Origin of the sequence: Pantoea ananatis LMG 2665, from assembly GCF_000710035.2 — a bacterium.
In the GTDB taxonomy this organism is placed as follows: Bacteria; Pseudomonadota; Gammaproteobacteria; order Enterobacterales; family Enterobacteriaceae; genus Pantoea; species Pantoea ananatis.
Genome location: NZ_JMJJ01000006.1, coordinates 54474 through 80745, shown reverse-complemented (window position 1 = coordinate 80745; position 26272 = coordinate 54474). Strand labels below are relative to the sequence as shown.

Annotated in this window: 20 protein-coding genes and 1 pseudogene; 15 read left to right on the top strand and 6 right to left on the bottom strand. The window is 55.5% G+C overall.

What is annotated here, in order from left to right; all coding sequences use genetic code 11:
- Positions 1-9: 9 nt before the first annotated feature.
- The 5 genes from EL29_RS13880 (at position 10) to EL29_RS13860 (ending at position 5632) form a co-directional block, all read left to right on the top strand.
- Positions 10-1356, top strand: a complete 1347-nt coding sequence (locus EL29_RS13880; RefSeq protein ID WP_013026956.1) for an enolase C-terminal domain-like protein — start codon at positions 10-12, stop codon at positions 1354-1356.
- 10 nt (positions 1357-1366) lie between these two features.
- On the top strand, positions 1367-2698 hold the full coding sequence (gene gudD, locus EL29_RS13875; protein ID WP_024471447.1) for a glucarate dehydratase: 1332 nt from the start codon (positions 1367-1369) through the stop codon (positions 2696-2698).
- 46 nt (positions 2699-2744) lie between these two features.
- Positions 2745-3515 carry a 2-dehydro-3-deoxyglucarate aldolase gene (garL, locus tag EL29_RS13870; RefSeq protein ID WP_019104734.1) on the top strand — a complete coding sequence of 257 codons (771 nt, stop codon included), beginning with the start codon at positions 2745-2747 and terminating at the stop codon, positions 3513-3515.
- An 18-nt stretch (positions 3516-3533) separates the two neighbouring features.
- Positions 3534-4418, top strand: a complete 885-nt coding sequence (garR, locus tag EL29_RS13865) for a 2-hydroxy-3-oxopropionate reductase (protein ID WP_028715731.1) — start codon at positions 3534-3536, stop codon at positions 4416-4418.
- 74 nt (positions 4419-4492) lie between these two features.
- Positions 4493-5632: a glycerate kinase gene (locus EL29_RS13860; RefSeq protein WP_028715730.1), complete on the top strand. Its 1140-nt coding sequence runs from the start codon at positions 4493-4495 to the stop codon at positions 5630-5632.
- Between the two features lie 56 nt (positions 5633-5688).
- Here the strand turns inward: EL29_RS13860 and barA are convergent, their stop codons facing one another.
- Complete coding sequence (barA, locus tag EL29_RS13855) at positions 5689-8418, bottom strand: two-component sensor histidine kinase BarA (protein ID WP_026020900.1); 2730 nt, start codon at positions 8416-8418, stop codon at positions 5689-5691.
- 86 nt (positions 8419-8504) lie between these two features.
- On the opposite strand from barA, the gene rlmD reads away from it, so the two are divergent.
- The 6 genes from rlmD to EL29_RS13825 all read left to right on the top strand — a co-directional run bounded on the left by rlmD (position 8505) and on the right by EL29_RS13825 (position 17563).
- Positions 8505-9824: a 23S rRNA (uracil(1939)-C(5))-methyltransferase RlmD gene (gene rlmD, locus EL29_RS13850; RefSeq protein ID WP_028715729.1), complete on the top strand. Its 1320-nt coding sequence runs from the start codon at positions 8505-8507 to the stop codon at positions 9822-9824.
- 32 nt (positions 9825-9856) lie between these two features.
- Positions 9857-12088: a GTP diphosphokinase gene (gene relA, locus EL29_RS13845; RefSeq protein WP_013026949.1), complete on the top strand. Its 2232-nt coding sequence runs from the start codon at positions 9857-9859 to the stop codon at positions 12086-12088.
- Between the two features lie 92 nt (positions 12089-12180).
- Complete coding sequence (mazG, locus tag EL29_RS13840; RefSeq protein WP_028715728.1) at positions 12181-12969, top strand: nucleoside triphosphate pyrophosphohydrolase; 789 nt, start codon at positions 12181-12183, stop codon at positions 12967-12969.
- A gap of 229 nt (positions 12970-13198) precedes the next feature.
- Complete coding sequence (gene pyrG, locus EL29_RS13835; protein WP_013026947.1) at positions 13199-14836, top strand: glutamine hydrolyzing CTP synthase; 1638 nt, start codon at positions 13199-13201, stop codon at positions 14834-14836.
- A 76-nt stretch (positions 14837-14912) separates the two neighbouring features.
- Complete coding sequence (gene eno / locus EL29_RS13830; RefSeq protein ID WP_013026946.1) at positions 14913-16208, top strand: phosphopyruvate hydratase; 1296 nt, start codon at positions 14913-14915, stop codon at positions 16206-16208.
- Between the two features lie 239 nt (positions 16209-16447).
- The gene (locus EL29_RS13825) at positions 16448-17563 is read left to right on the top strand and encodes an endonuclease/exonuclease/phosphatase family protein (RefSeq protein ID WP_028715727.1); all 1116 of its coding nucleotides are present in this window, start codon (positions 16448-16450) and stop codon (positions 17561-17563) included.
- A gap of 57 nt (positions 17564-17620) precedes the next feature.
- Here EL29_RS13825 and EL29_RS13820 read toward each other — a convergent pair whose 3' ends face one another.
- The gene (locus EL29_RS13820; RefSeq protein WP_080695299.1) at positions 17621-18205 is read right to left on the bottom strand and encodes a M20/M25/M40 family metallo-hydrolase; all 585 of its coding nucleotides are present in this window, start codon (positions 18203-18205) and stop codon (positions 17621-17623) included.
- Positions 18183-18683, bottom strand: a pseudogene (locus EL29_RS13815) (nucleoside recognition domain-containing protein); the annotation flags it as partial. The gene EL29_RS13820 and the pseudogene EL29_RS13815, both read right to left, overlap by 23 nt.
- A 267-nt stretch (positions 18684-18950) precedes the next feature.
- On the opposite strand from EL29_RS13815, the gene queE reads away from it, so the two are divergent.
- The gene (gene queE, locus EL29_RS13810; protein WP_014594445.1) at positions 18951-19622 is read left to right on the top strand and encodes a 7-carboxy-7-deazaguanine synthase QueE; all 672 of its coding nucleotides are present in this window, start codon (positions 18951-18953) and stop codon (positions 19620-19622) included.
- Positions 19623-19654: 32 nt separating this feature from the next.
- On the opposite strand, the gene EL29_RS13805 is transcribed toward queE, so the two are convergent.
- The 3 genes from EL29_RS13805 to EL29_RS13795 all read right to left on the bottom strand — a co-directional run bounded on the left by EL29_RS13805 (position 19655) and on the right by EL29_RS13795 (position 21745).
- Positions 19655-20254 carry an inorganic diphosphatase gene (locus EL29_RS13805; protein WP_013026940.1) on the bottom strand — a complete coding sequence of 200 codons (600 nt, stop codon included), beginning with the start codon at positions 20252-20254 and terminating at the stop codon, positions 19655-19657.
- Positions 20255-20428: 174 nt separating this feature from the next.
- Positions 20429-20788, bottom strand: coding sequence for a 6-carboxytetrahydropterin synthase QueD (gene queD / locus EL29_RS13800; RefSeq protein WP_013026939.1), 360 nt, complete (start codon positions 20786-20788; stop codon positions 20429-20431).
- A 129-nt stretch (positions 20789-20917) separates the two neighbouring features.
- Positions 20918-21745: an arylamine N-acetyltransferase family protein gene (locus EL29_RS13795; RefSeq protein WP_028715726.1), complete on the bottom strand. Its 828-nt coding sequence runs from the start codon at positions 21743-21745 to the stop codon at positions 20918-20920.
- Positions 21746-22018: 273 nt separating this feature from the next.
- Between EL29_RS13795 and cysJ the strand changes: the two genes are divergently transcribed.
- From cysJ to EL29_RS13780, 3 genes are read left to right on the top strand one after another with little or no spacing between them, the layout of a single operon-like run.
- On the top strand, positions 22019-23821 hold the full coding sequence (gene cysJ / locus EL29_RS13790) for an NADPH-dependent assimilatory sulfite reductase flavoprotein subunit (RefSeq protein WP_028715725.1): 1803 nt from the start codon (positions 22019-22021) through the stop codon (positions 23819-23821).
- Complete coding sequence (cysI, locus tag EL29_RS13785; RefSeq protein WP_022623099.1) at positions 23821-25542, top strand: assimilatory sulfite reductase (NADPH) hemoprotein subunit; 1722 nt, start codon at positions 23821-23823, stop codon at positions 25540-25542. Before cysJ ends, cysI begins: the two co-directional genes overlap by 1 nt.
- On the top strand, positions 25539-26270 hold the full coding sequence (locus EL29_RS13780; RefSeq protein ID WP_014594441.1) for a phosphoadenylyl-sulfate reductase: 732 nt from the start codon (positions 25539-25541) through the stop codon (positions 26268-26270). Before cysI ends, EL29_RS13780 begins: the two co-directional genes overlap by 4 nt.
- The last annotated feature ends 2 nt before the right edge of the window (positions 26271-26272 follow it).

Sequence of the window (26272 nt, the reverse complement as noted above, 5' to 3'; positions counted from 1 at the left end):
GGAGCCTGCATGAATACGCAATCGACGCCCGTTATTACGACTATGCAGGTGGTCCCTGTGGCTGGCTACGACAGTATGCTGCTCAACATTGGCGGGGCACACAATGCCCGCTTCACGCGCAATATCGTGATCCTGACCGACAGTGCAGGACACACCGGGCTGGGTGAAGCACCGGGGGGCGAAACCCTCTATCAGACCTTAGTCGAGGCCGCGCCGCAGGTGATCGGTCAGCAGGTCGCCCGTATGAACCGGCTGGTGCAGAAGATTCATCAGGGGAATCAGTCCGCCGATTTCGAGACTTTTGGCAAAGGGGCCTGGACCTTTGAGCTGCGCGTCAACGCGGTCGCGGCACTGGAAGCCGCACTGCTGGACCTTCTGGGACAATGCCTGGGCGTGCCGGTCGCCGAACTGCTTGGACCGGGTAAGCAGCGCGATGAGGTGACGGTTTTAGGCTACCTGTTCTACTTAGGCGATCGCCGTAAAACCGATTTGCCTTATCTGACGGGTGAGAAGGCGCAGCATGACTGGTATCACCTGCGCCATCAGGAAGCGCTGAATAGCGAGTCGGTTGTCCGGCTGGCCGAGGCGGCGCAGGATAAATACGGTTTCAAAGATTTCAAACTCAAGGGCGGAGTGCTGCCGGGCGAACAGGAGATCGCCACCGCGCAGGCGCTGAAAAAGCGCTTCCCCGAGGCGCGCATCACCGTCGATCCTAACGGCGCGTGGTGGCTGGACGAGGCGATCGGATTCTGTAAGGGCATGCAGGATGTCCTGACCTATGCAGAAGATCCCTGTGGCGCCGAGCAGGGTTATTCAGGGCGCGAGGTGATGGCCGAGTTTCGTCGTGCGACCGGATTACCGGTCGCCACCAACATGATCGCCACCAACTGGCGTGAAATGAACCATGCGCTGATGCTCAATGCTGTCGATATCCCACTGGCCGATCCGCACTTCTGGACGATGAGCGGCGCCGTTCGTGTCGCGCAACTGTGCGATGAATGGGGCTTAACGTGGGGCTGCCACTCGAATAACCACTTTGATATTTCTCTCGCGATGTTCACCCACGTCGGTGCCGCCGCGCCCGGTAATCCCACCGCCATAGATACGCACTGGATCTGGCAGGAGGGCGATCAACGCCTGACAAAAGAGCCGCTGCAGATCCGTCAGGGCAAAATCACGGTGCCAGATGCGCCTGGCCTGGGTATTGAACTGGATTGGGAACGACTCCGCCTGGCAAACGAACACTACAAATCACTGCCGGCGGGCGGACGTAATGACGCCACAGCCATGCAGTACTTGCTACCAGGCTGGACATTTGACCGTAAACGGCCGGCCTTTGGCCGGGCCTCTGCTTAAGGGATAACAGATGAATACCACACCAAAAATTACCGCCATGCAGGTCATCCCGGTTGCCGGCTATGACAGCATGTTACTGAACCTGAGCGGCGCACATTCGCCTTTTTTCACCCGCAATATCGTGATCATTGAAGACAACGCAGGCCATACTGGCGTAGGTGAAATTCCCGGTGGCGAAAAGATTCGTCAAACCCTGGAAGAGGCTGCCGCGCTGGTGGTGGGCAAAACGATTGGCGAATATAAAAACATCCTGAGCCAGGTTCGCGCCACCTTTGCCGATCGCGATGCCGCTGGGCGAGGTAATCAGACCTTTGATCTTCGCACCACCATTCACGTGGTCACCGGCATCGAAGCCTCACTGCTGGATCTGCTGGGGCAGCATCTGGGCGTCAATGTCGCCTCGCTATTGGGCGACGGACAGCAGCGCGACAAAGTCGAAATGCTGGGTTATCTGTTCTACGTTGGCGATCGCAACAAGACCTCGCTGGCCTACCAGCATCAGGACAACGATACCTGCGACTGGTATCGCCTGCGCCATCAGGAAGCGCTCACGCCGGATGCCGTGGTGCGGCTGGCCGAAGCGGCCTATGAAAAATACGGGTTCAACGATTTTAAACTTAAAGGCGGCGTGCTGAGCGGCAGTGATGAGGCAGAAGCGATTACTGCACTCGCGAAGCGCTTCCCCCAGGCGCGCGTCACTATCGATCCCAACGGTGCCTGGTCGCTTGACGAAGCCATTACGCTAGGTAAGCAGCTTAAAAACGTCCTCGCCTATGCAGAAGATCCCTGTGGCGCAGAGCAGGGCTATTCGGGGCGTGAAGTGATGGCCGAGTTCCGGCGCGCTACCGGTCTGCCGACGGCGACGAATATGATCGCCACTGACTGGCGTCAAATGGGCCACACGTTGTCATTACAGTCGGTGGATATCCCACTGGCCGATCCGCACTTCTGGACGATGCAGGGTTCCGTGCGCGTGGCGCAAATGTGCCACGCGTTTGGCCTGACGTGGGGTTCGCACTCCAACAACCATTTCGATATTTCACTGGCGATGTTCACCCATGTTGCCGCTGCCGCACCGGGCAAGATCACCGCTATTGATACCCACTGGATCTGGCAGGAAGGCAATCAACGACTGACGAAAACGCCTTTCCAGATTGAAGGCGGCATGGTCGCAGTGCCGCAGGCACCGGGCCTGGGCATTGAACTGGATATGGACCAGGTCATGCAGGCTAACGCGCTGTATCAAAAGCATGGCCTTGGCGCACGTGATGATGCTCAGGCCATGCAGTTCCTGATCCCACAGTGGACGTTTGATAACAAGCGTCCGTGCCTGGTGCGTTAACTTTTTTGGGCTTCCTTCAGGAAGCCCGTTCCACAGGAGTCAAATCATGAGTAATACAGCCTGGCCAAATGAATTCCGTCGCCGCCTGCTGGCAGGTGAAACCCTGATCGGCAGTTGGTGCGCCCTGGCAAGTCCTGTTTCGACCGAGGTGTTAGGGCTGGCCGGATTTGACTGGTTAGTTCTGGATGGCGAGCACGCACCGAACGATATCACCACGTTTGTTCCCCAGCTAATGGCGCTGAAGGGCAGCCGCAGCGCGCCGGTGGTGCGTCCACCCTGTAATGAACCGGTCATCATTAAGCGCCTGCTGGATATTGGTTTTAATAACATCCTTGTTCCCTTCGTCGAGAACGAAGACGAAGCCAGACGTGCAGTTGCCTCCACGCGCTATCCGCCTGCCGGAATTCGCGGCGTGTCGGTTTCCCATCGCAGCAACATGTACGGCACGGTGCCGAATTATAACGCCACCATCAACGACAACATTTCGGTGCTGGTCCAAATAGAAACCCAGCAGGCTGTCGACAACATTGACGCCATCGCCGCCGTTGACGGCGTGGACGGCATTTTTGTCGGGCCGGGCGATCTCTCTGCCGCACTCGGCTATCTCGGGCAGCCGGCCCATCCGGAGGTGTTAACGGTCATCAAACACATCTTTGAGCGGGCAAAAGCGGCCAACAAGCCCAGCGGCATTCTGGCACCGGTGGAAGCCGATGCCCGTCGCTATCTCGAATGGGGCGCAACCTTTGTTGCCGTTGGCAGCGATCTCGGTGTTTTCCGCAGTGCCACGCAGGCGTTGTGCGACAAATTTAAAAAGTAATCATCCAGGAGAAACGACATGAAAATTGGCTTTATTGGCCTGGGCATCATGGGCAAACCAATGAGTAAAAACCTGCTGAAAGCCGGTTATTCACTGGTGGTACGCGATCATAATGCAGAAAGCGAAGCCGAGCTGGTGCAGCTGGGGGCGACCACAGCGGCGAATGCCAAAGAACTGGCGCAACAGTGCGATGTGGTGATCACCATGGTGCCAAATTCCCCACAGGTGAAAGAGGTTTGCCTGGGCGAAAACGGCATTATCGATGGCGCGAAACCGGGCCTGATTGTGATCGATATGAGCTCCATTGCGCCGCTGGCGAGCCGTGAAGTCCACGATGCGCTGGCAGCAAAGCAGATTCACATGCTGGATGCGCCGGTGAGCGGCGGCGAGCCCAAAGCGATTGAGGGGACGTTATCCGTGATGGTGGGCGGCGATAAAGCCGTGTTTGACCAGTGCTACGACATCATGAAAGCCATGGCGGGATCGGTGGTTCATACCGGCGATATCGGCGCAGGTAACGTGACGAAGCTGGCAAATCAGGTCATTGTAGCGCTAAATATTGCCGCCATGTCTGAAGCCTTGTCGCTGGCGACCAAAGCGGGCGTCAGTCCGGAACTGGTGTATCAGGCGATTCGTGGCGGTCTGGCGGGCAGCACCGTGCTGGATGCCAAAGCGCCCATGGTGATGGACCGCAACTTTAAGCCGGGTTTCCGCATTGATTTACATATCAAGGATCTGGCTAACGCGCTGGATACCTCGCACAGCCTTGGTGCGCACCTGCCGCTGACGGCGGCCGTGATGGAAATGATGCAGGCGTTGCGTAATGACGGACAGGGGAGTGCCGACCACAGCGCGCTGGCCTGCTATTATGAGAAATTAGCAAAGGTTGAGATCTCTCGCTAATGCCTTGCCCGGCTTCTGTGGAGGCCGGGCCGATTTCACGCTCTGATCGTTAATTAATACCGCCTGGATTGCCTATGAAAATCGTAATCGCACCGGATTCATATAAAGAAAGTCTTTCGGCCCTGGAAGTGGCATCGGCAATCGAAGCGGGGTTCCGTGAGGTTTTTCCCGATGCCCATTATGTGAAAATACCGGTTGCTGATGGTGGTGAAGGCACGGTGGAAGCCATGGTGGCTGCGACCCAGGGAAAGTGGGTCAGGTTAAAGGTCACCGGTCCGCTGGGTGAACCTGTCGAGGCGTTTTACGGCCTGTCGGGTAATGAAGATACCGCCTATATCGAGATGGCGGCGGCCAGCGGCCTGGAGCTGGTACCGGCAGCGCAGCGGGATCCCCTGATCACCACCTCGTTTGGGACTGGGGAGCTAATTAAAAACGCGCTGGATAAAGGCGTCCGACACATCATTATCGGTATCGGTGGCAGCGCCACCAATGACGGTGGTGCTGGCATGATGCAGGCGCTGGGCGCTCGCTTGCTGGATAAACAGGGCGAGCAAATTGGTCGGGGAGGTGGCGCATTGCCTGACCTGGCAAGCATTGACGTTACCGGACTGGACCCGCGCATTCGGCAGTGCCGCGTTGAAGTGGCCTGCGATGTAACCAATACGCTGACGGGCGATCACGGTGCCTCTGCGGTGTTTGGCCCCCAGAAAGGCGCGACGCCAGAACGGGTTGAGCAACTGGATCGAGCCCTGACACATTACGCTGCGCTTATTCAGCGCGATTTGGGTATTGATGTGCTGCAGATCAGCGGTGGCGGCGCTGCCGGTGGCATGGGGGCTGCGCTGCACGCGTTTTGTCAGGCGGAATTACGCCGTGGGATTGAGATTGTGACGGAAGCGCTGGGCCTGGAGGAGCAGGTAAAAGATGCCGATCTGGTCATTACCGGCGAGGGACGAATCGACAGCCAGAGCATCAAGGGCAAGGTGCCGATTGGTGTGGCAAAGGTCGCTAAGCGTTTTAATATTCCCGTGATAGGCATTGCCGGTAGCCTGACTGACGATGTCGGTGTGGTGCATCAGCATGGCCTGGATGCCGTATTTAGCGTGCTTTACCGTATTTGCTCGCTGGATGAGGCGCTAAAAGGGGCAGAAAACAATGTCCGTCTCACCGCGCGCAATGTGGCTGCCACAATGAAAATCGCCGGGTTCCACTAAGCGTATTTACGGCCCTTCACCTGACAGGGCCGTTTGTTCTTTCGCAGTATGCCCGGCTAAGGCATGGAGAGGATGCGCCGTGCCTGTCTGGCGACGTTCTCCATTTCATCCTGAAGCTCCAGCAGTTCCGGCTCCAGCGCTTCGATATCGCTTGCCTGATGAAGCTCTTTCTCAAGCTTACGGCACAGTTGTTTCATCCGCGGGACGCCGCTGTAGCTGGCGCTGCCGTGAAGTTTATGAATGATCTCACGCAGGGAGGTCGCGTCGTTGTCGGCGATAAACTGCGCCATTTTACCGTGCACTTCCGGCAGGAATGCCAACAGCATTCGGAGTAAATCCCGCGCCAGATCCGGCTTATTCGCTGCCTGGCGTAATGCCAGCTTCCAGTCCAGCGTGGGTAATATTGGGGGGATCTCGGGCGCCGTGGTGCTCGGGCTGGGCATATAGCGGGCCAGGACCTGAGCGAGCTTGTTTTCATCAATAGGCTTCGCCAGGTAGTCGTTCATGCCGGCCCGGATAAGATGTTCGCGTTCACCGTCAATAGCGTGGGCGGTGACGGCGACTATCGGGGTGGTTGCGTGGTTGGGCAGCGTGCGGATGATCTCGCTGGCCCGAATGCCATCAATATCGGGCATTTGTATATCCATTAAGATCACGTCCAGCACTTGCCTGTGGGCCACACGGATGGCCTGCTCCGCATTATTGCACAGTACGATGTGTTGAACCTGCTCTTCCAGCAGCGCCCCAATCAGCTTGAGGTTAGCGGGATTGTCGTCCACGGCCATCACGGTCAGCGGCAGACGCGGTGAGGCCGATAGTTCGCTGCTGTGACGGGCATGCAGCTCCAGCAGCATCGGCAACAGGCGCGTCTGCGAGACGGGTTTTGCGATGCAGCCATCAATGCCACGCACTTTCAGCTCATCGGCCAGTAACATCATCGGACTCGGCAGCGCCATAATGACCTGGTCGGCGCGCTCCAAAAGCGTATGGATCAGCCTGTCCTCAAGCACCTGCGGCTGGCTGGCGTTGACCGGCATGGCCATTAACACAATGGGATAGCGCGACTGGCTCAGACCCTCCAGGGTTAAACTGTGCTCAACCTGCAACGGCGTGGCACCTAAAATCTCTACCACCGCGCTGGCGACGTCGGGGTTCGCCTCCACATAGGCCATGCGCGTGTTCGACAGTGCATCCAGCACTCGAGGCATACTCGGTGCATTGGGATTGAGGTCCAGTTTAACGCGCACCCAAAAGGTGGAGCCGTGGTTCTGACGGCTGACGAAGGTGATCTCCCCGTTCATTTCCCTTACCAGTTTTTGGGTAATGACCAGGCCCAGCCCCGATCCTCCGTGGCGGCGGGAAATGCTGGCATCCGCCTGGCGAAAGGCCTGAAACAGCTGGGCCTGCTGCTCTTCAGAAATGCCAATGCCTGTGTCGCGAACCTGAATCTCCAGTTCAACATGCGTCGCCGTAATCGTGTGCTGTTCTACCCGTAAATTGATGGTCCCTTTTTCGGTAAATTTAATCGCGTTGCCCATCAGGTTGATCAGGATCTGCTGCAGGCGGAGCGCATCGCCAATCACGTTGTCCGGCACGCTGTTATCGCAGACCACGGTCAACTCCAGCCCCTTCTCATGGGCGGATGGGGCCAGCAAAACCAGGGTTTCATCCAGGGTGGCGCGCAACGGAAAGGGAATGGACTCCAGCATCAGCTTGCCGGCTTCCAGTCTGGAAAAATCAAGCACGTCATTAATGATGGACAGGAGATTGTTGGCCGAGCGCTCAATGGTCAGCATGTAGTCGCGCTGCGTGGTGCGCAGCGGCGTTTTCAACATCTGACGGGTAAAGCCCAGCACGCCATTAAGCGGCGTACGCAACTCATGCGACATATTTGCCAGAAATTCGGATTTGATACGGGCGGCTTCCTGCGCGCGCTTTTTGGCCAGATCCAGCTCGACGTTCTGAATCTCCAACTGCTCCAGCGTTTCCCGCAGGTCCCATGTGGCCTGATCGATATTGTGCTGCATCTCTTCGTGATAGGCGGTGAGCGACATCGCCATCGCGTTGATACCGTTTTTCAGGATACTCAATTCACCCAGCATATGGCCTTCAACCCGGCTGTCCAGTTGTCCACGACGAATTCGGTCAACGGTGCTAACCATATTACGAATAGGGCCGGTGACGTCCCGCATCAGGCGATAGGCAAACAGCATGGCAATACACAGGCAGAACAGCAGCATCAGGGTAGCAATAAAAACTTCCCGATATTGCTGTAAGCGCACGGATTGCAGATCCAGCTCTATCGCCACATAGCCCAACGGGTTACCTGCGGGTTTGGCATCCTGACCCGGCAGCTCATCCACGGCGTAACGTTCAGAGATAATCGGCTTGCGTAAGATCAGCAGGTTGCCACTGCCTTCAACGGACACATCCTCAGGCAGCGCGCGAATAGCCTGCTTGCTTTCCAGACTCAGGTTTTGGTGATTATTAGAGGTGACATAAAGCTGATTATTATCGTCGAAAACGGAGATGGCGCGCACGATCCCGGAATGGCGGCGATGCAGTAAACTGACCAGTTCACGCAGCGCGTCACGATTGTGCCATGTCATGCTGTATTCGGTAGAAACCGCCAGCGGTTCGATGATATTGGCCCCGGCATCGATGACCTGGCGCTGCAGCTCATTATAACGATGCACGACAAAAAATGAGCTGAGCAGTAACCCAACCATCAACGTTGGAGCCAAAATTAAAATCATCATTCGCGCCCGCAGGCTGTATTTGGTCATAATAGTCGCCTGCTGTCCGGCATGAACGTCCCTGTGCATCTGCTGAACCTTGTGCACATCGAATCTTAAAGAGAAAGAACCACACTATGGCGCAATTTTACTCCGCAAAACAGCGTGTGACGACCCAACAACGGATCACCGTCACCATTGAAGACCTCGACCCGTTTGGTCAGGGCGTTGCCCGCTACAAGGGCAAAACCCTGTTTGTCTCGGGCGCGCTGCCCGGAGAGCAGGCCGAGGTCACCCTGCTGGAGGATAAACGCCAGTATGCCAGAGCGAAAGCGGTGCGCCTGCTTAACCACAGTCCTTCACGGGTTGCGCCGCGCTGTCCCCATTTTAGCCGCTGTGGCGGTTGTCAGCAGCAGCATGCCGACGAGGCGTTACAACAGCAAAGTAAATCACGTGCGCTGGCACGGATGTTGACCCAGGCAGCGAACCAGCCGGTGGCGGTTGATGAGATCATTGCCGGACCGGCCTGGGGCTACCGTCGCCGCGTCAGGCTTGGCCTGCAGTGGCAGAACAAAACACAGCAGTTGCTGATGGGGTTTCGCCAGGCGGCCACCAACGATCTCGTCGATATCCAGCAGTGCCCCATCATGGTGCCCCAGCTTGAAGCGCTGATTATTCCGCTGCGCAATTGTCTCACTATGCTTAATGCTGTCAAACGCTTAGGTCATGTTGAGCTGGTGCTGGCTGACAACGGCCCGGTGCTGTTATTGCGCCATCTCGATGCATTAAGTACCGATGATATTGCAAAACTGGAACGTTTTTCGCATCAGCACCAACTGATGCTGTTTCTGGATGATGGAAGCGAGACGCTGCGCGAATCTGGCGATCGGCAGCCGTTTTATCATTCTCACCAGCTTGAGCTAATCTTCAGTCCAAAGGATTTTATTCAGGTCAACGATACGGTGAATCAGCAGATGGTGGCGAAGGCCATTGCGTGGCTGGATTTGCAACCTGAAGATCGGGTGCTGGATCTGTTTTGCGGCATGGGAAACTTTACGCTTCCTGTAGGAAAATCGGTACAAAGTGCCGTGGGTGTGGAGGGCGTTGCAGCATTAGTGCAGCAGGCAGAGTATAATGCTGACGTGAATGCGCTAAAAAACGTCAAATTCTTCCAGCATAATCTGGAAGAAGATGTTTCGCGCCAGCCCTGGGCTATGCAGGGATTTAACAAGGTATTACTCGATCCGGCTCGCGCTGGGGCGGCAGGTGTCATGGCACATGTCGTCAAATTATCGCCAGAATGCGTGGTCTATGTTTCGTGTAATCCTGTGACACTCGCACGTGACAGTGAAACATTGCTGTCAGCGGGTTACCAATTGGAAAGGGTCGCGATGCTGGATATGTTTCCTCATACCCGTCATCTCGAATCCATGGTGCTGTTCAGAAAAAAAATATAAGTGTCCGGCAGGGGCGCTGTGCAGGAGAGGATATGGTTGCGGTCAGAAGTGCGCATTTAAATACGGAAGGGGAGTTTGCCCTTGACCAGTGGATCGCCAGTCTTGGCGTTGCTAACCCGCATTCCTGTGATCGCCTTGCTGAAACCTGGCGCTATTGTGAAGCGCAGACTCAGGGGCATCCTCACCAGTCGCTGCTGCTGTGGCGCGGCATCGAGATGGTGGAAATTCTCTCGATGCTCAGCATGGATATCGAAAGCCTGTGCGCCGCATTGATTTTCCCGCTCGCGAATGACGAAGTGGTCAGCGAAGAAGAGCTGGAAAAAACCGTCGGTCCGGGCATCGTTTCGCTGGTGCACGGGGTCCGCGATATGGACGCCATTCGTCAGCTGAAAGCCATTCATAACGATTCAATGGCTTCTGAGCAGGTGGATAATGTCCGCCGTATGTTGCTCGCCATGGTGGAAGATTTTCGCTGCGTGGTGCTGAAGTTGGCTGAGCGCATCATGAACCTGCGCGAAGTTAAAGACGCGCCGGAAGATGAACGCGTACTGGCGGCGAAAGAGAGCACCAATATTTATGCCCCGCTGGCGAACCGCCTGGGCATCGGTCAGCTTAAGTGGGAGCTGGAAGATTACTGCTTCCGCTACCTGCATCCCGACGAGTACAAGCGCATTGCTAAGCTGCTGCACGAGCGCCGCATCGACCGTGAGCAGTACATCGATAACTTTGTCGATAATCTGCGCAAAGAGATGGCAAAAGAGGGCGTGCGGGCCGAAGTGTACGGCCGTCCTAAACATATCTACAGCATCTGGCGCAAGATGCAGAAGAAGTCGCTGGCGTTTGATGAGCTATTTGATGTTCGCGCGGTGCGTATTGTCGCCGAGCGACTGCAGGACTGCTACGGCGCGCTGGGCACGGTGCACACGCTGTATCGCCACCTGCCCAACGAGTTCGACGACTATGTCGCCAACCCCAAACCTAACGGCTATCAGTCTATTCATACCGTGGTTCTGGGGCCCGAGGGCAAAACCGTCGAGATCCAGATCCGTACCCGCCAGATGCATGAGGACGCTGAGCTGGGCGTCGCCGCGCACTGGAAATACAAAGAAGGGCCGTCGTCCAGCCATGCGCGCGGCGCGGCAGGTCACGAAGAGCGCATTGCCTGGCTACGTAAGCTGATCTCATGGCAGGAAGAGATGGCGGATTCCGGCGAGCTGCTGGAAGAGGTGCGCAGCCAGGTATTTGACGACCGCGTCTATGTCTTTACGCCAAAAGGGGACGTGGTCGATTTGCCGGCAGGTTCTACCCCGCTGGATTTCGCTTACCACATTCACAGCGATATCGGTCACCGCTGCATCGGTGCCAAGATTGGTGGCCGCATTGTGCCCTTCACCTATCAGCTGCAGATGGGCGATCAGGTGGAAGTCATCACCCAAAAACAGCCGAATCCGAGTCGTGACTGGCTGAACCCTAACCTGGGGTTCATCACCACCAGCCGAGGCCGCGCCAAGATTCATAACTGGTTCCGCAAGCAGGATCGCGATAAAAACATTCTTGCCGGTCGTCAGATTCTGGATAACGAGCTGAATCAGATGGATATCAGCCTGCGTGAAGCCGAGAAACTGCTGCTGCCGCGCTATAACGTTACCTCGCTGGACGAGTTGCTGGCTGCCATCGGCGGGGGGGACATTCGCCTTCATCAGATGGTGAATTTCCTGCAGGCGAAGCTCAATAAGCCGACGGCGGAAGAGCAGGATCGTGAAGCCCTGCGCCAGCTCACACAAAAATCGCATGCGCCAACGTCACGCAAAGAGAGCGGCCGTGTGGTCGTGGAAGGCGTGGGCAACCTGATGCACCATATTGCACGCTGCTGTCAGCCGATTCCGGGTGACGACATCGTGGGTTTTATCACGCACGGACGGGGCATTTCGATTCACCGCGCCGATTGCGACCAGCTGTCTGAGCTGATTTCCACCGCGCCCGAGCGCATTGTGGATGCCGTATGGGGCGAAAGCTACTCCAGCGGCTACTCGCTGGTCGTAAGGGTGACGGCCAACGATCGTAGCGGGCTGTTACGCGATATCACCACCATCCTCGCGAATGAGAAGGTTAACGTCCTGGGCGTTTCAAGCCGCAGCGATACCAAAAAACAGCTCGCCACCATTGATATGGACATCGAGATTTATAACCACCAGGTCCTGGGACGCGTGCTGTCTCGCCTGAATCAGGTGCCTGACATTATTGATGCCCGCCGCCTGCACTAATCGTCCGTTATCAGGCGCATGTCTTGACCGACGTGCGCCTGGCTGCTTTTATCACCGCTGTTATGCCAACTGAACACCTGAAGGATTTCCCTATGACGTCAATTGATCGCCTGCTGGGCATTATGAAAACCCTGCGCGATCCGCAGCAGGGTTGCCCGTGGGATCGCGAGCAGACCTTTGCCACTATCGCGCCTTACACGCTGGAAGAAACCTATGAAGTGCTGGACGCCATCCAGCGCGAGGACTTCGACGATCTGCGGGGGGAGCTGGGCGATTTGCTGTTTCAGGTGGTGTTTTATGCCCAGATGGCCCAGGAGCAGGGGCGTTTTAATTTTGATGATATCTGCCATGCAATAAGTGACAAGCTGGAACGCCGCCATCCACACATTTTTGCGGACGGCACGGCAGAGAACAGCGCAGACGTGTTAAAAAACTGGGAAGCGATTAAAAGCGCCGAACGGGCAGAAAAAGCGCAGCACTCCGCGCTGGACGATATTCCCAAAGCCCTGCCAGCCCTGATGCGCGCCCATAAAATTCAGAAACGATGCCACAACGTGGGCTTCGACTGGAGCACACTGGGGCCGGTGGTCGATAAGGTGCATGAAGAGATTGACGAAGTCATGCATGAAGCGCAGCAAAGCGTTATCGATCCTCAAAAGCTGGAAGAAGAGATTGGCGATCTCCTGTTTGCGACCGTTAACCTCTCTCGTCATTTGGGCAGCAAGGCCGAAACGGCGCTGCAGAAAGCCAACGACAAGTTTGAGCGACGTTTCCGCGCGGTAGAAGCTATTATCAGCGCGCAGGGCCTGACAATGCCGGGGGCGACGCTGGAACAGATGGAGGCCGCCTGGCAGCAGGTAAAGGCAACGGAAAAAAGCTGATTATTCCTGCACCGCGCATAAAGTGTGCGCTCGAGCTTACTCGATTCAGCCTGACGTCAGATTTGTGACGCAGGTCAAAATTTTGTTTACCGCTATCCGCTATGTTACCCGCAGCAATGCTTTGGGAGAGGGATGTGATTCATCAATTGTGGCTGATAGCGGTTTCCAGTATACTGTTTTCCCGTCCTGGTTATTCCACCGTCTTTAAACCTAAACTCTCAGGTTCAGCATGACAACGAATTATATTTTTGTGACCGGCGGGGTCGTATCCTCTCTGGGTAAAGGCATTGCCGCAGCCTCCCTCGCAGCCATTCTCGAAGCGCGTGGTCTGAATGTGACCATCATGAAACTGGATCCGTACATCAACGTCGATCCGGGTACCATGAGCCCTACTCAGCATGGTGAAGTGTTTGTCACCGATGATGGTGCCGAAACCGATCTGGATTTGGGTCACTACGAGCGCTTCATCCGCACTAAAATGTCGCGCCGCAACAACTTCACCACGGGCCGTATCTACTCAGAAGTCCTGCGCAAAGAGCGTCGCGGTGACTACCTTGGCGCCACTATTCAGGTCATCCCTCATATCACGAATGCGATCAAAGAGCGCATTCTTGAAGGCGGTGAAGGTCACGATGTGGTGCTGGTCGAAATCGGCGGTACGGTTGGTGATATCGAATCCCTGCCGTTCCTGGAAGCGATTCGTCAGATGGCGGTGGATGTGGGCCGCGAGCATACGATGTATATGCACCTGACGCTGGTGCCTTACATGGCCGCCGCAGGCGAGGTGAAAACCAAGCCGACGCAGCACTCGGTCAAAGAGCTGCTCTCCATCGGTATTCAGCCTGACGTGCTCATTTGCCGGTCCGATCGTGCGGTGCCAGCCAATGAGCGTGGCAAAATTGCCCTGTTCTGTAACGTGCCGGAAAAAGCCGTTATCTCGCTGAAAGACGTCGATTCAATTTATAAAATTCCTGGCATGTTGAAATCACAGGGCCTGGACGACTACATCTGTAAGCGTTTCAACCTGAACGCCCCGGAAGCCAATCTGGCCGAGTGGGAGCAGGTGATTTATGAAGAAGCCAATCCGGGCGGCGAAGTCACCATTGGCATGGTGGGCAAATATGTCGAGCTGCCGGATGCCTATAAATCCGTTATTGAAGCGCTGAAGCACGGCGGTCTGAAAAATCGTGTGACCGTAAACATCAAGCTGATCGACTCACAGGACGTTGAAACCCGTGGTGTCGAATTGCTGAAAGATTTGGATGCCATTCTGATCCCTGGTGGCTTTGGCTACCGTGGTGTAGAAGGCAAGCTGATGACGGCGAAATACGCGCGTGAAAACAACGTGCCTTATCTCGGCATCTGCCTCGGCATGCAGGTCGCACTGATGGAGTTCGCCCGTAACGTCGCCGGAATGGAAGGCGCTAACTCCACTGAATTTGTGCCAGACTGTAAGTATCCGGTGGTGGCACTGATCACCGAATGGCGTGACGAAGAAGGCAACGTGGAAGTGCGTACTGAACAGAGCGATCTGGGTGGCACCATGCGCCTGGGCAGCCAGCAGTGCCAGCTGAATCCGGAAAGTAAGGTTCGCCAGCTGTACGGTTCTGACACCATTGTTGAGCGCCATCGTCACCGCTATGAAGTGAACAACATGCTGCTGAAGCAAATTGAGGCAGCGGGTTTACGCGTGGCAGGTCGTTCAGGTGACGATCAGTTGGTTGAGATCATTGAGATCCCCAATCATCCATGGTTTATTGCTTGCCAGTTCCACCCTGAGTTCACATCGACGCCTCGCGATGGTCATCCGTTGTTTGCGGGTTTTGTGAAAGCAGCACATGAGCATCAGAAGCGTTTAGCGAAATAAGTTTAACGAACAACGCGCGAACTTTTCGCGCGTTCTTTGTCTTAGGATTGACTAACTTGTACTGAGGAAAATCGTAATGGCCAAAATCGTAAAAGTCATCGGTCGCGAAATTATCGACTCACGTGGCAACCCAACTGTTGAAGCAGAAGTTCACCTGGAAGGTGGTTTCGTTGGTCTGGCTGCGGCACCGTCAGGTGCATCTACCGGTTCTCGTGAAGCACTGGAACTGCGTGACGGTGACAAATCCCGTTTCCTGGGCAAAGGCGTAACCAAAGCCGTTGCTGCGGTTAACGGCCCGATTGCTGAAGCGGTAAAAGGCAAAGACGCGAAAGATCAGGCGAACATCGATAAAATCATGATCGACCTGGACGGTACTGAGAACAAATCTAACTTCGGTGCTAACGCCATTCTGGCTGTTTCCCTGGCAGCAGCGAAAGCCGCAGCGGCCTCTAAAGGTCAGGCGCTGTATGAGCACATCGCTGAGCTGAACGGCACCCCGGGCAAATACTCTATGCCACTGCCAATGATGAACATCATCAACGGCGGCGAACATGCAGACAACAACGTCGACATTCAGGAATTCATGATTCAGCCGGTTGGCGCTTCAAACGTTAAAGAAGCGATCCGTATGGGTTCTGAAGTGTTCCACAACCTGGCAAAAGTGCTGAAAAGCAAAGGCATGAGCACGGCGGTGGGTGACGAAGGTGGCTATGCGCCAAACCTGGGTTCTAACGCCGAAGCGCTGGCCGTTATCGCTGAAGCGGTAAAAGCAGCCGGTTACGAGCTGGGTAAAGACATCACCCTGGCCATGGACTGTGCGGCTTCTGAATTCTACAAAGATGGCAAATACGTTCTGGCCGGTGAAGGCGGTAAAGCGTTTACCTCAGAAGAGTTCACCCACTTCCTGGAAGATCTGACTAAACAGTATCCGATCGTTTCTATCGAAGATGGCCTGGACGAGTCTGACTGGGATGGCTTCGCCTACCAGACCAAAGTGCTGGGCGACAAAATCCAGCTGGTGGGCGACGACCTGTTCGTAACCAACACCAAAATCCTGAAAGAAGGTATCGAGAAAGGCATCGCTAACTCTATCCTGATCAAATTCAACCAGATCGGTTCACTGACCGAAACCCTGGCTGCAATTAAAATGGCGAAAGATGCAGGCTATACCGCTGTGATCTCTCACCGCTCAGGCGAAACTGAAGATGCGACCATCGCTGACCTGGCGGTCGGTACAGCTGCGGGCCAGATCAAAACCGGTTCAATGAGCCGTTCTGACCGTGTTGCTAAGTACAACCAGCTGATCCGTATCGAAGAAGCGCTGGGTTCAAAAGCCCCCTTCAACGGTCTGAAAGAAGTTAAAGGTCAGTAAGTTTACTGCCGTCTGACTTCTGATCATAACCCGCCCACGTGGCGGGTTTTTTTATGCCCGGACCTTATGCAGCTTCCGCCATCTTTTTGCGCGACGTCTATGCTGTTTACATCCGTTCTTAATAAAACCCACCGACACTGAATAACGAGCAAGGTGCGCCGGGCTGACCTCGCACCTTACCGCTGGCCTGAAGCACGCGCTTCAGGTTCATATTTCTGACAGGCAGAAGGGGGAAACGCATGAGACTGGCTTCTTATAACGTGGAAAACCTGTTCGATCGCGCCAGAGCAATGAACCAAAACGAATGGCGTGAGGGCAAACCGACGCTGGAAAAATTCGCCCAACTGAATGCACTGCTGGGGCAGGTGGAATACAGCGATGCGACTAAGAAGCAAATGGTGGAATTGATGGAGGCGCTGGGGCTGCAAAAGTCAGATACCGGCCCCTTTGTTATCCTGCGGCGTAACCGGGGCAAGCTGTTGACCCGCCCCACAGACAACAGCGGAATAAAGATTATTGCCGCAGGACGCGCCGACTGGGTCGGTTCGCTGGAACTGCGGCGTGCGCCGGTAGATGAAATAGCTATGGGATTAACAGCGCAGGTCATGATTGACCTCAAGGCAGATATTTTGACCGTTGTTGAGGCAGAAAGCCGGCCCGCTTTACTGGAATTTAATAACGCCATGCTGCCTGCGCGCCAGGGAACGCCTTTTGGCCACGTCATGGTGATTGACGGCAACGATGAGCGGGGCATTGATGTTGGCCTGATGACAGGAGCAGGCTTCGCAATCGACACCATTCGCAGCCACGTTGATGATAAGGATAAGCAGGGCGACCTGATTTTCTCGCGCGACTGTCCCGAATTTGCGATTCCGCTACCCGATGGACAAACCCTGCACGTGCTGGTTAACCATTTTAAAAGCAAAGGCTACGGTGCCAAAACGCTTTCCGACGCCCGCCGTAAACTGCAGGCCGAACGGGTGAAGGCAATTTATCAGCAGCGAATTAAAGAGGGACAAACGCTGATTGCTATCACCGGAGACTTTAACGATACGCCGGACAGCGAGGCGCTGGCACCTCTGCTGAAAGAAACCGATCTGAAAGATATCTTCACCCATGAAAAATTTGATAACGGCGGCTATCCAGGAACCTGGGGCGGCTGCAGCGCCAGTAATAAAATTGACTACATTTTACTGTCCCCCGCGCTGTGGAAAAAAGTGGAAAAGGGCGGCGTATGGCGCAAAGGGATGTGGCCAGGCGTGAGCCCGGTAAAATGGGAAACCTATCCCGAACTGAAAAAAGAGGTGAATGCCGCCTCGGATCATGCGGCAGTCTGGGTGGACCTGAAGATCTAGTCCGAGGTATAGACGGCACAGGTCGCGGCGCTGACCGCAGCCTGTGCAGCCACAGCATTACAGCGACTGAATGATGCGTTTCAGTAAACGAATGCGCGGTTCAATGCTGTTCAGTTCCATATATTCAGACGGGCTATGAAAATTTGCGCCGATGGGGCCAAACCCATCCAGTGAGGGCGTGCCCACTGCGGCGGTATGGTTGGCATCTGAGCCCCCGCCTACAGCCTGCCAGCTAATCTCAATGTCTTCTGTTTGCCCGGCTTGCTCGACGATCTGCATTAGCGCTTCTGTTTTAGCATCTGGCGTCATGGCAGGCGTGTAAGCCTGCTGGGTAACCTGCGTCGTTACGCCGGGCTCCGCCTCAGAATGCGCAAGGGCTTTCATCGCCATGTTGACCCGCTCAAACTCAGCGTTAAGCTGAAAGCGCACGTCTACGATCATCTCTGCGTGGTCTGGCACAATATTTGCCGCGTCCCCGCCTGAGATCACGCCGGTGTTTACCGTTGTGCCCTGTGCGGGATCGGCCAGGTTCGCAACGGCAATGACGCTGTACGCCAGTACGTTGATGGCTGAACGGCCTTTATCGGGATCGTTGCCCGAATGCGCAGCAACGCCGCTAAAATTCAGCCGATACCGCGCCATGCCTTTCCGTGATCTGCCCTTCATCAGCCAGTACGCGGGTTAATGATGCGCCAACATCCGTGCTTTGCAGACTCCCAATCATGGCCAGCCCGGTTGAGCCTGGGATCCCCATCAGAGGCCGCAGTAGCGGGGTAAGTAGCTTACGGGCTGCACGAAGTGCGCCGTAGTGCTCAAGCACGTTGATCATGCCTAATGCAAACATAACAGCAGGGATCAAGCCAAATGCGAACAGGAACCCATCCATTGCCCCATAACCGCCTTTTCCCCGAAAGGCGCTTTGCGCGACATCCAGGGTGTCGGTTTGAAGACTGACACCGGATACCACTTTTCCGAATGCCCCGTTTAATGTGGTGAAGTCAAACACGCCATACCACTCTTTTCCGCCAGGCAGACCGGAGAAAAACACCATGGCAAACAGCAAGGCCAGGTAAGCGCCCGGTCCGACCTTAAGCGGTTCGGATTGAGAAGAGTCAGTCATCGTTTATTTCCTTACATCTTTGGCGACAAAAGGCGATGCTAAAAGTGGGATGTAAGCGGAGGAATGATGACGATCAATTTGCAGGACAAAGAGCCAGCAACGGGCCAAATAGTGCTAATCAGCTCACAATAATCAGTGAAATTCGCCTCTGGATAAACGCAAAAATCCGGCTTGCCTTAGACAGAGTCAGCCACGCCGCATCACCTGACATGATCTCAACCCGGAGTTCTGCGATAATCGCGTTTTGCTAAAACCACAGAGACCATTATGCAGTACCCGATTAACGAAATGTTCCAGACGCTGCAAGGCGAAGGTTATTACACCGGCGTGCCGGCTATTTTCATCCGCTTACAGGGATGTCCGGTAGGATGCAGTTGGTGTGACACCAAACACACCTGGGAAAAACAGGCGGATCGGGAAACATCATTAGGCGATATTCTGGTCAAAACGGTGGAAAGCGATGCCTGGGGCAACGCCGATACGGCGACGCTGCTCAGCAGCATCGCGCAACAGGGCTGGACGGCCCGCCATGTGGTGATCACTGGCGGCGAACCGGCCATTTACGATTTACGCCCGCTGACCGCATCGCTGGAGGCGGCAGGATTTCAATGCCAGATTGAGACCAGCGGAACCCATGAAATCCACTGTTCCGAACAAACCTGGGTTACCGTTTCACCCAAGGTAAATATGCGCGGCGGATACGACGTGCTGGCTCAGGCCCTGAGCCGTGCGGATGAAATCAAACATCCGGTTGCCCGGCAACGTGATGTGGAGGCGTTAGACGACCTGCTGGCTGGCATTCAGGACAGCAAAGCTCGAATCATTGCGCTGCAGCCAATTAGCCGCAAAGATGAGGCGACAAAACTTTGTATTGAGACCTGTATTGCGCGCAACTGGCGCCTGTCGATGCAGACACATAAATATCTGAACATCGCCTGATAAGACTCAGGCGGCCTCTCGCCGCCTGACCGTTATTGCTTCGCTTTCCAGGCCTCAAAAGCCTGTTTGATCTCCGCTTTGGCCGCGCTGGCGTCTTCGAATCCCTTCAGCTCCACGTTTTTACGCCCTTCCGGCAGCGCTTTATAGACGCGAAAGAACGCTTCCAGCCGCTGCTGTTCCAGCTTTGGCAGATCGGCGACCGTCTGAATCGCATCATAGGTCGGATCGACTTTGCTGGCCGGAACCGCCACGATTTTGTCATCCACTTCGCCACCGTCGATCATTTTCAGTACGCCAATCGGGCGCAGTTTAATTAATGTCCCGGGCGCAAGTGGGGCGCGGGTGTAGAAGATCACATCCAGCGGATCGTTATCGCCGCCCAGCGATTGCGTCAGCGAACCGTAGTTTGCCGGATAAGCGACCGGCATCGACTGAAAACGATCGGCAACGATAAAACCGGTTTTCGCATCGGTTTCATATTTGATGATTCCGCCTGCGGGAATTTCCGTCACGGCATAGAATTCGTCGGGCAGTGAGTCGGGTTGTGGAAAGCTTAGGATGTTTTCCGCCTGAACGGCGGCAGAGGCGGTGATAAAGAAGAGACAAGCAAAAAGCGGTTTTACCAGGTTCATTGTTGATTCTCTTGATCTTTAATGAAGGAGAGAACAGCCTGGTGGGGAAAGATGACAGAAGGATGACGTCAGACAGAGGAGGAGAGTTCAGCTGATGTCGCGCAGGAGAGGCGGCAGCAGGCCGATCAACAGGTCAGTAAGCGGGTGACCGGCTGCGCTGCCGTACAGAGCAGATTAACCGCGATAGGTGCAGCCTGCAGTACAGGTTTCTTTGATCATCACCGCGCTCAGCAGCGGCAGGCGAGGCTTCATGTGATCCCAAATCCATTTTGCCAGGACTTCGCTGGTGGGATTCTCCAGTCCGGGGATCTCATTAAGATAGTAGTGATCGAGCCTGTCATAGAGGGGTTTAAACGCCGCTTTCAGCTCAGCAAAATCCATGACCCAGCCGGTATGCGCATCCACTTCACCGGTAATTTCCAGACGAACAAGGAATGAGTGACCGTGCAGACGGCCGCATTTGTGTCCTGCCGGCACATTGGGTAAATAGTGTGCGGCTTCGAACTGGAACTCTTTAAATAACGTGGTAGACATAATCGCTCTCAGGCATTAAAAACGGCTGAATTCTACCTGAAAGGCCAGTTTTTCGCATCTGCTAAGCGCCTTTAAACGACGATTAAGCCAGAATAGTAAAAGGATTCGCGCGCCTTTCCCAAAATGCGCTCAGCCATGGCCCGGATCGTCAGCCGGAAGCCGCGCCACGATAGCTTCCGCTATGCCGTAATCCTCAATCAGCAGCCGTTGCTGCTCTGAACGTGACAGCGGCGTAAAGGTTTCCTTTCCCTCAGGGTCCCTGATAACCCGTTCTCCCTTCACGATTCCGGTGATGCTCCCGGCGCTGGCGCGGCGAATCAGCAAGGCACCGTCAAAGCGGCTGCTATGTCGGCTCTGTTGATGACGTGACTGAAACGCGTCAACGGGGAGGTCGGTAGTCAGAATTTTGCAGTCGATCCCTGCCCGACCCAGCGGTTTCCAGTGTATGTACCAACTGCCGTCTCGCTCATAAACGCGCGTGCCCCAGACGGGATGGGGATTCAGCCTGGCTTCCAGCGGGAGCGGATGGCCATGGAGCAGCGTGCTGTCAACCACCCGCGTGCCTGCATCCATGTTAACAAACAGCATGCCATGACCGGGGGAACCTGCGGGCGCCGGACGTGAGGACAGCATGATGGAAAGGCCAAACTGCACGTTAAATCCCACGTGTATCAGCAGGGCATGCAGCGCGCCATGGCCCGCCCAGCAGGTGCCGCCTGTGCCATAGGTTAACCAGTGAGTGAAAAAGTCGGTTGCCGTGCTGCCGGGCAAGGGGAGGGCGCTGTCGTGGTCAGTCATCAGACGGCGGCGAAGATTATCAAAGGGTACCGACTGGCACCAGGCGCGATATATCTCACTCAGTCCGATCTCATCAGGAGCGGGAGGCGCGCTAAACCCCAGTTTTTGCAGAATCTGCTCCGCCATTGCTTGCGGTAACGCGGTGATAATGCCTGGCACCTGTCGTCGCTCCTGGTCGTTTTCCTGTTGTTAACCCAGCAATTTGCCGCGATCACCCGTCGTAAAGTCCAGTGCGCGCCGTGATTACCTGAGTGTGTTAACCCTCAATATTCTTACCACTTTTAACGATTAATTTTATCTGAAAAACCATTTAGTCATTTTGGTTATTTGATATGTCGAAGGCGTATTTAATCGTTAATATAGCAGCCTGTACCCTTTCTTCTCTTCCGCTACTATTCGGTCCGGACTTCTGCTACTGGAATTTTTATCGCGATGACGACTCAGGCACCAGGCTCAATGCTTCCGCTCTCTCCGGAGCAACTTGCTCGTTTACAGGCAGCAACGACAGATTTTTCCACCACTCAGATGGCCTGGCTCTCTGGCTATTTCTGGGGCATGGTCAATCAAACGCCAGGCCAGGCGGTTGCCAGCGCGCCTGCGCAGGCTGAAACCCCGGCGATTACGCTGCTCTCTGCCTCACAAACCGGCAATGCCCGCCGGGTAGCCGAGCAGTTACGCGATGACCTGCAGGCGGCAAAACTGACCGTGAATCTGGTCAACGCGGGCGACTTTAAATTTAAGCAGATTGGCCAGGAAAAAATTCTGATTGTCGTGACCTCGACGCAGGGCGAAGGCGAACCACCGGAAGAGGCCGTTGCGCTGCATAAATTCCTGATGTCTAAGAAAGCGCCCAAAATGGACGGCGCGGCCTTTGCCGTGTTTGGTCTGGGCGATACCTCCTATGAATTCTTCAGCAAAGCGGGCAAAGATTTTGACAGCCGCCTGGCCGAGCTGGGTGCAGAACGACTGCTGGATCGGGTTGATGCGGATGTTGAATATGCCGAGCAGGCCAGCGCCTGGCGCGCGGCAATTACTGCTGCACTGAAAGAACGCGTACCGGCAGCGTCACCGGCCCAGAGTGCGGCAACCGTCGCCGGCAGCGTGAACGAAGTCTTCACCAGCCCTTACACTAAAGAGCAGCCGCTTAGTGCCAGCCTGGCGGTGAACCAGAAAATTACCGGGCGCGATTCGGACAAAGATGTGCGTCATATCGAGATCGACCTGGGCGATTCAGGGTTACGCTACCAGCCTGGTGATGCGCTGGGCGTCTGGTATGAGAATGACGCCGCGCTGGTTAACGAGCTGCTTGAACTGGTGTGGCTAAAAGGCGATGAGCCGGTTGAGGTGCAGGGCCAGACGTTACCGCTGGCAGAGGCGTTGCAGAAACATTTTGAGTTAACGGTCAATACGGCGCAAATCGTGGCGCAATATGCGAGCTTAGCGCGTAACGACGAACTGCTGTCACTGGTGGATGATAAAGCCAAACTGCAGCAGTATGCGCAACGCTATCCGATTGTTGATATGGTTCGTCTGGCACCAGCCCAACTGAGCGCAGAACAGTTATCCGGCTTGCTGCGTCCGTTAACGCCGCGTCTTTACTCTATCGCTTCGTCTCAGGCCGAAACCGATACCGAAGTACATATCACCGTGGGGGCCGTGCGCTTTGATATTGAAGGGCGCCCGCGCGGCGGCGGCGCTTCCACCTGGCTGGCGGATCGCATTGAAGAAGACGGTGAGGTGCGCGTGTTTATCGAACACAACGATAATTTTCGCCTGCCCGCCAACCCGGATGCACCGGTCATTATGATTGGGCCTGGCACCGGTATTGCGCCGTTCCGCGCCTTTATGCAGCAGCGCGAGAACGACGGCGCCAGCGGTAAAAACTGGCTATTCTTTGGCAATCCACACTTTACTGACGATTTCCTGTATCAGGTGGAATGGCAGAAATACGTGAAAGATGGCCTGTTAACGAATATCGATCTGGCCTGGTCGCGCGATCAGGCCGAGAAAATTTACGTACAAGATAAAATCCGCGCTAAGGGTGCGGAGGTGTGGAGCTGGTTACAGGAAGGCGCGCACCTTTACGTCTGCGGCGACGCCAATCGTATGGCAAAAGACGTTGAGCAGGCATTACTGGATGTGGTGGTCGAACACGGCGCTATGGATCGTGAAACGGCTGACGAATTTTTAAGTGAGCTGCGCATTGAGCGCCGTTATCAGCGAGACGTTTACTAATGACTGAAAAATACCCTGGCCCGCTGGTGGTTGAAGGCAAACTCACCGACGCTGAGCGTTTAAAAAAAGAGAGCAACTACCTGCGCGGTACCATCCTTGAGGACCTCGACGAGGGCCTGACCGGTGGTTTCAGCGGCGATAACTTCCTGCTGATCCGTTTTCACGGCATGTATCAGCAGGATGACCGCGATATTCGTGCTGAACGTGCGGAGCAAAAACTTGAGCCTCGCCATGCGATGATGCTGCGCTGTCGTCTGCCGGGCGGGATCATTACGCCCACACAGTGGCTGGCGATTGATAAATTTGCTACCGATAAAACCCTTTACGGCAGCATCCGTTTGACCAACCGTCAGACTTTCCAGTTTCACGGCATTCTGAAGAAGAACGTGAAGCCGACGCACCAGATGCTGCACGAAGTGGGGCTGGATGCGCTGGCGACCGCGAATGACGTTAACCGTAACGTCCTCTGCACCTCAAACCCAGTGGAGTCTGAGTTGCATCAGGAAGCCTATGAGTGGGCCAAAAAGCTGTCGGAGCATCTGCTGCCGCAAACCCGCGCTTATGCCGAGATCTGGTGGGATCAGGAAAAAGTGGCCACCACCGACGAAGAGCCGATCCTGGGCCAGACCTACCTGCCGCGTAAGTTTAAAACCACGGTGGTGATTCCGCCGCATAACGATGTTGATCTGCACGCTAACGATCTGAACTTTATCGCGATTGCGGAAAACGGCAAGCTGGTGGGCTTTAACCTGCTGGTGGGCGGCGGTCTGTCTATCGAGCACGGTAATAAAGCCACCTACGCGCGTACCGCCAGCGAATTTGGCTACTTCCCGGTCGATAAGATCCTGGATGTGGCAGCAGCGGTAGTGACGACCCAGCGCGACTGGGGCAACCGTACCGATCGTAAAAACGCCAAAACCAAATACACGCTGGAACGCGTAGGCGTAGAGACGTTTAAGGCGGAAGTCGAGAAGCGCGCCGGTGTCACGTTTGCACCGACACGTCCTTACGAATTCACCACCCGTGGCGATCGCATTGGCTGGATCAAGGGCATTGATAACAAGTGGCATCTGACGCTGTTCATCGAAAACGGTCGTCTGCTGGATTATCCGGGACGTCCGCTGAAAAGCGGCGTGGCGGAAATCGCCAAAATCCATCAGGGCGATTTCCGTCTGACCGCCAACCAGAACCTGATTGTGGCAGGCGTGCCGGAAAGCCAAAAAGCGCAGATTGAAGCGATTGCCCACGAACACGGCCTGATGGAAAACGTGACGGCCCAGCGGGAAAACTCGATGGCCTGCGTGGCGTTTCCAACCTGTCCGCTGGCGATGGCGGAGGCTGAACGTTTTCTGCCGTCTTTCGTGACGAAAGTCGAAGAGATCATGCACAGCCATGGCGTAGGCGAAGAGCACATAGTGTTACGCGTTACCGGTTGTCCGAACGGCTGTGGCCGTGCCATGCTGGCAGAAGTGGGCCTGGTGGGGAAAGCGCCGGGCCGTTACAACCTGCATATCGGGGGTAACCGCATCGGAACGCGCATTCCACGTATGTATCGCGAAAATATTACTGAAAGTGAAATTCTCGCCACACTTGATGAGCTGGTAGGTCGCTGGGCGAAAGAGCGCGAGGCCGCAGAAGGCTTTGGTGACTTCGTGATTCGGGCTGGCATTGTTACGCCGGTATTGGATCCTGCGCGCGACTTCTGGCAGGAGGCAAAATGAGTATCGATCTTGCAGCACTGAATGAGATGTCGAAGGTCCAGCGCGCGATGGCGTTGGCGGCAACCAACGCCCAACTGGAAAAAGCCACGGCTGAAGAGCGTGTAAGCTGGGCACTGGAAAATCTGCCGGGGGCTTACGTGCTCTCGTCCAGCTTTGGCATTCAGGCTGCGGTATCGCTGCATCTGGTGACGCGCGTACAACCGGATATTCCGGTCATCCTCACCGATACCGGTTATCTGTTTCCGGAAACCTACCGCTTTATTGATGAACTGGCTGACCAGCTTAACCTTAACCTGCAGGTGTTCCGGGCGGAAACCTCGCCAGCGTGGCAGGAAGCCCGCTACGGCAAGCTGTGGGAGCAAGGGGTAGAGGGCATTGAACAGTACAACCAGATCAACAAAGTTGAGCCGATGAATCGGGCGCTGGAAACCCTGGGCGCCCAAACCTGGTTTGCGGGCCTGCGACGCGATCAGTCAGGCAGCCGCGCCACATTGCCGGTACTGGGCGTGCAGCGCGGCGTGTTTAAAGTGCTGCCGATTATTGACTGGGATAACCGCCAGATTCATCAGTATCTGCAAACCCACAACCTGAAATACCATCCGCTGTGGGAGGAAGGCTATCTGTCTGTCGGAGATACGCACACCACGCGCAAGTGGGAGCCGGGGATGGCAGAAGAAGAAACGCGTTTCTTTGGCCTGAAACGTGAGTGCGGCCTGCACGAAGGCTAACT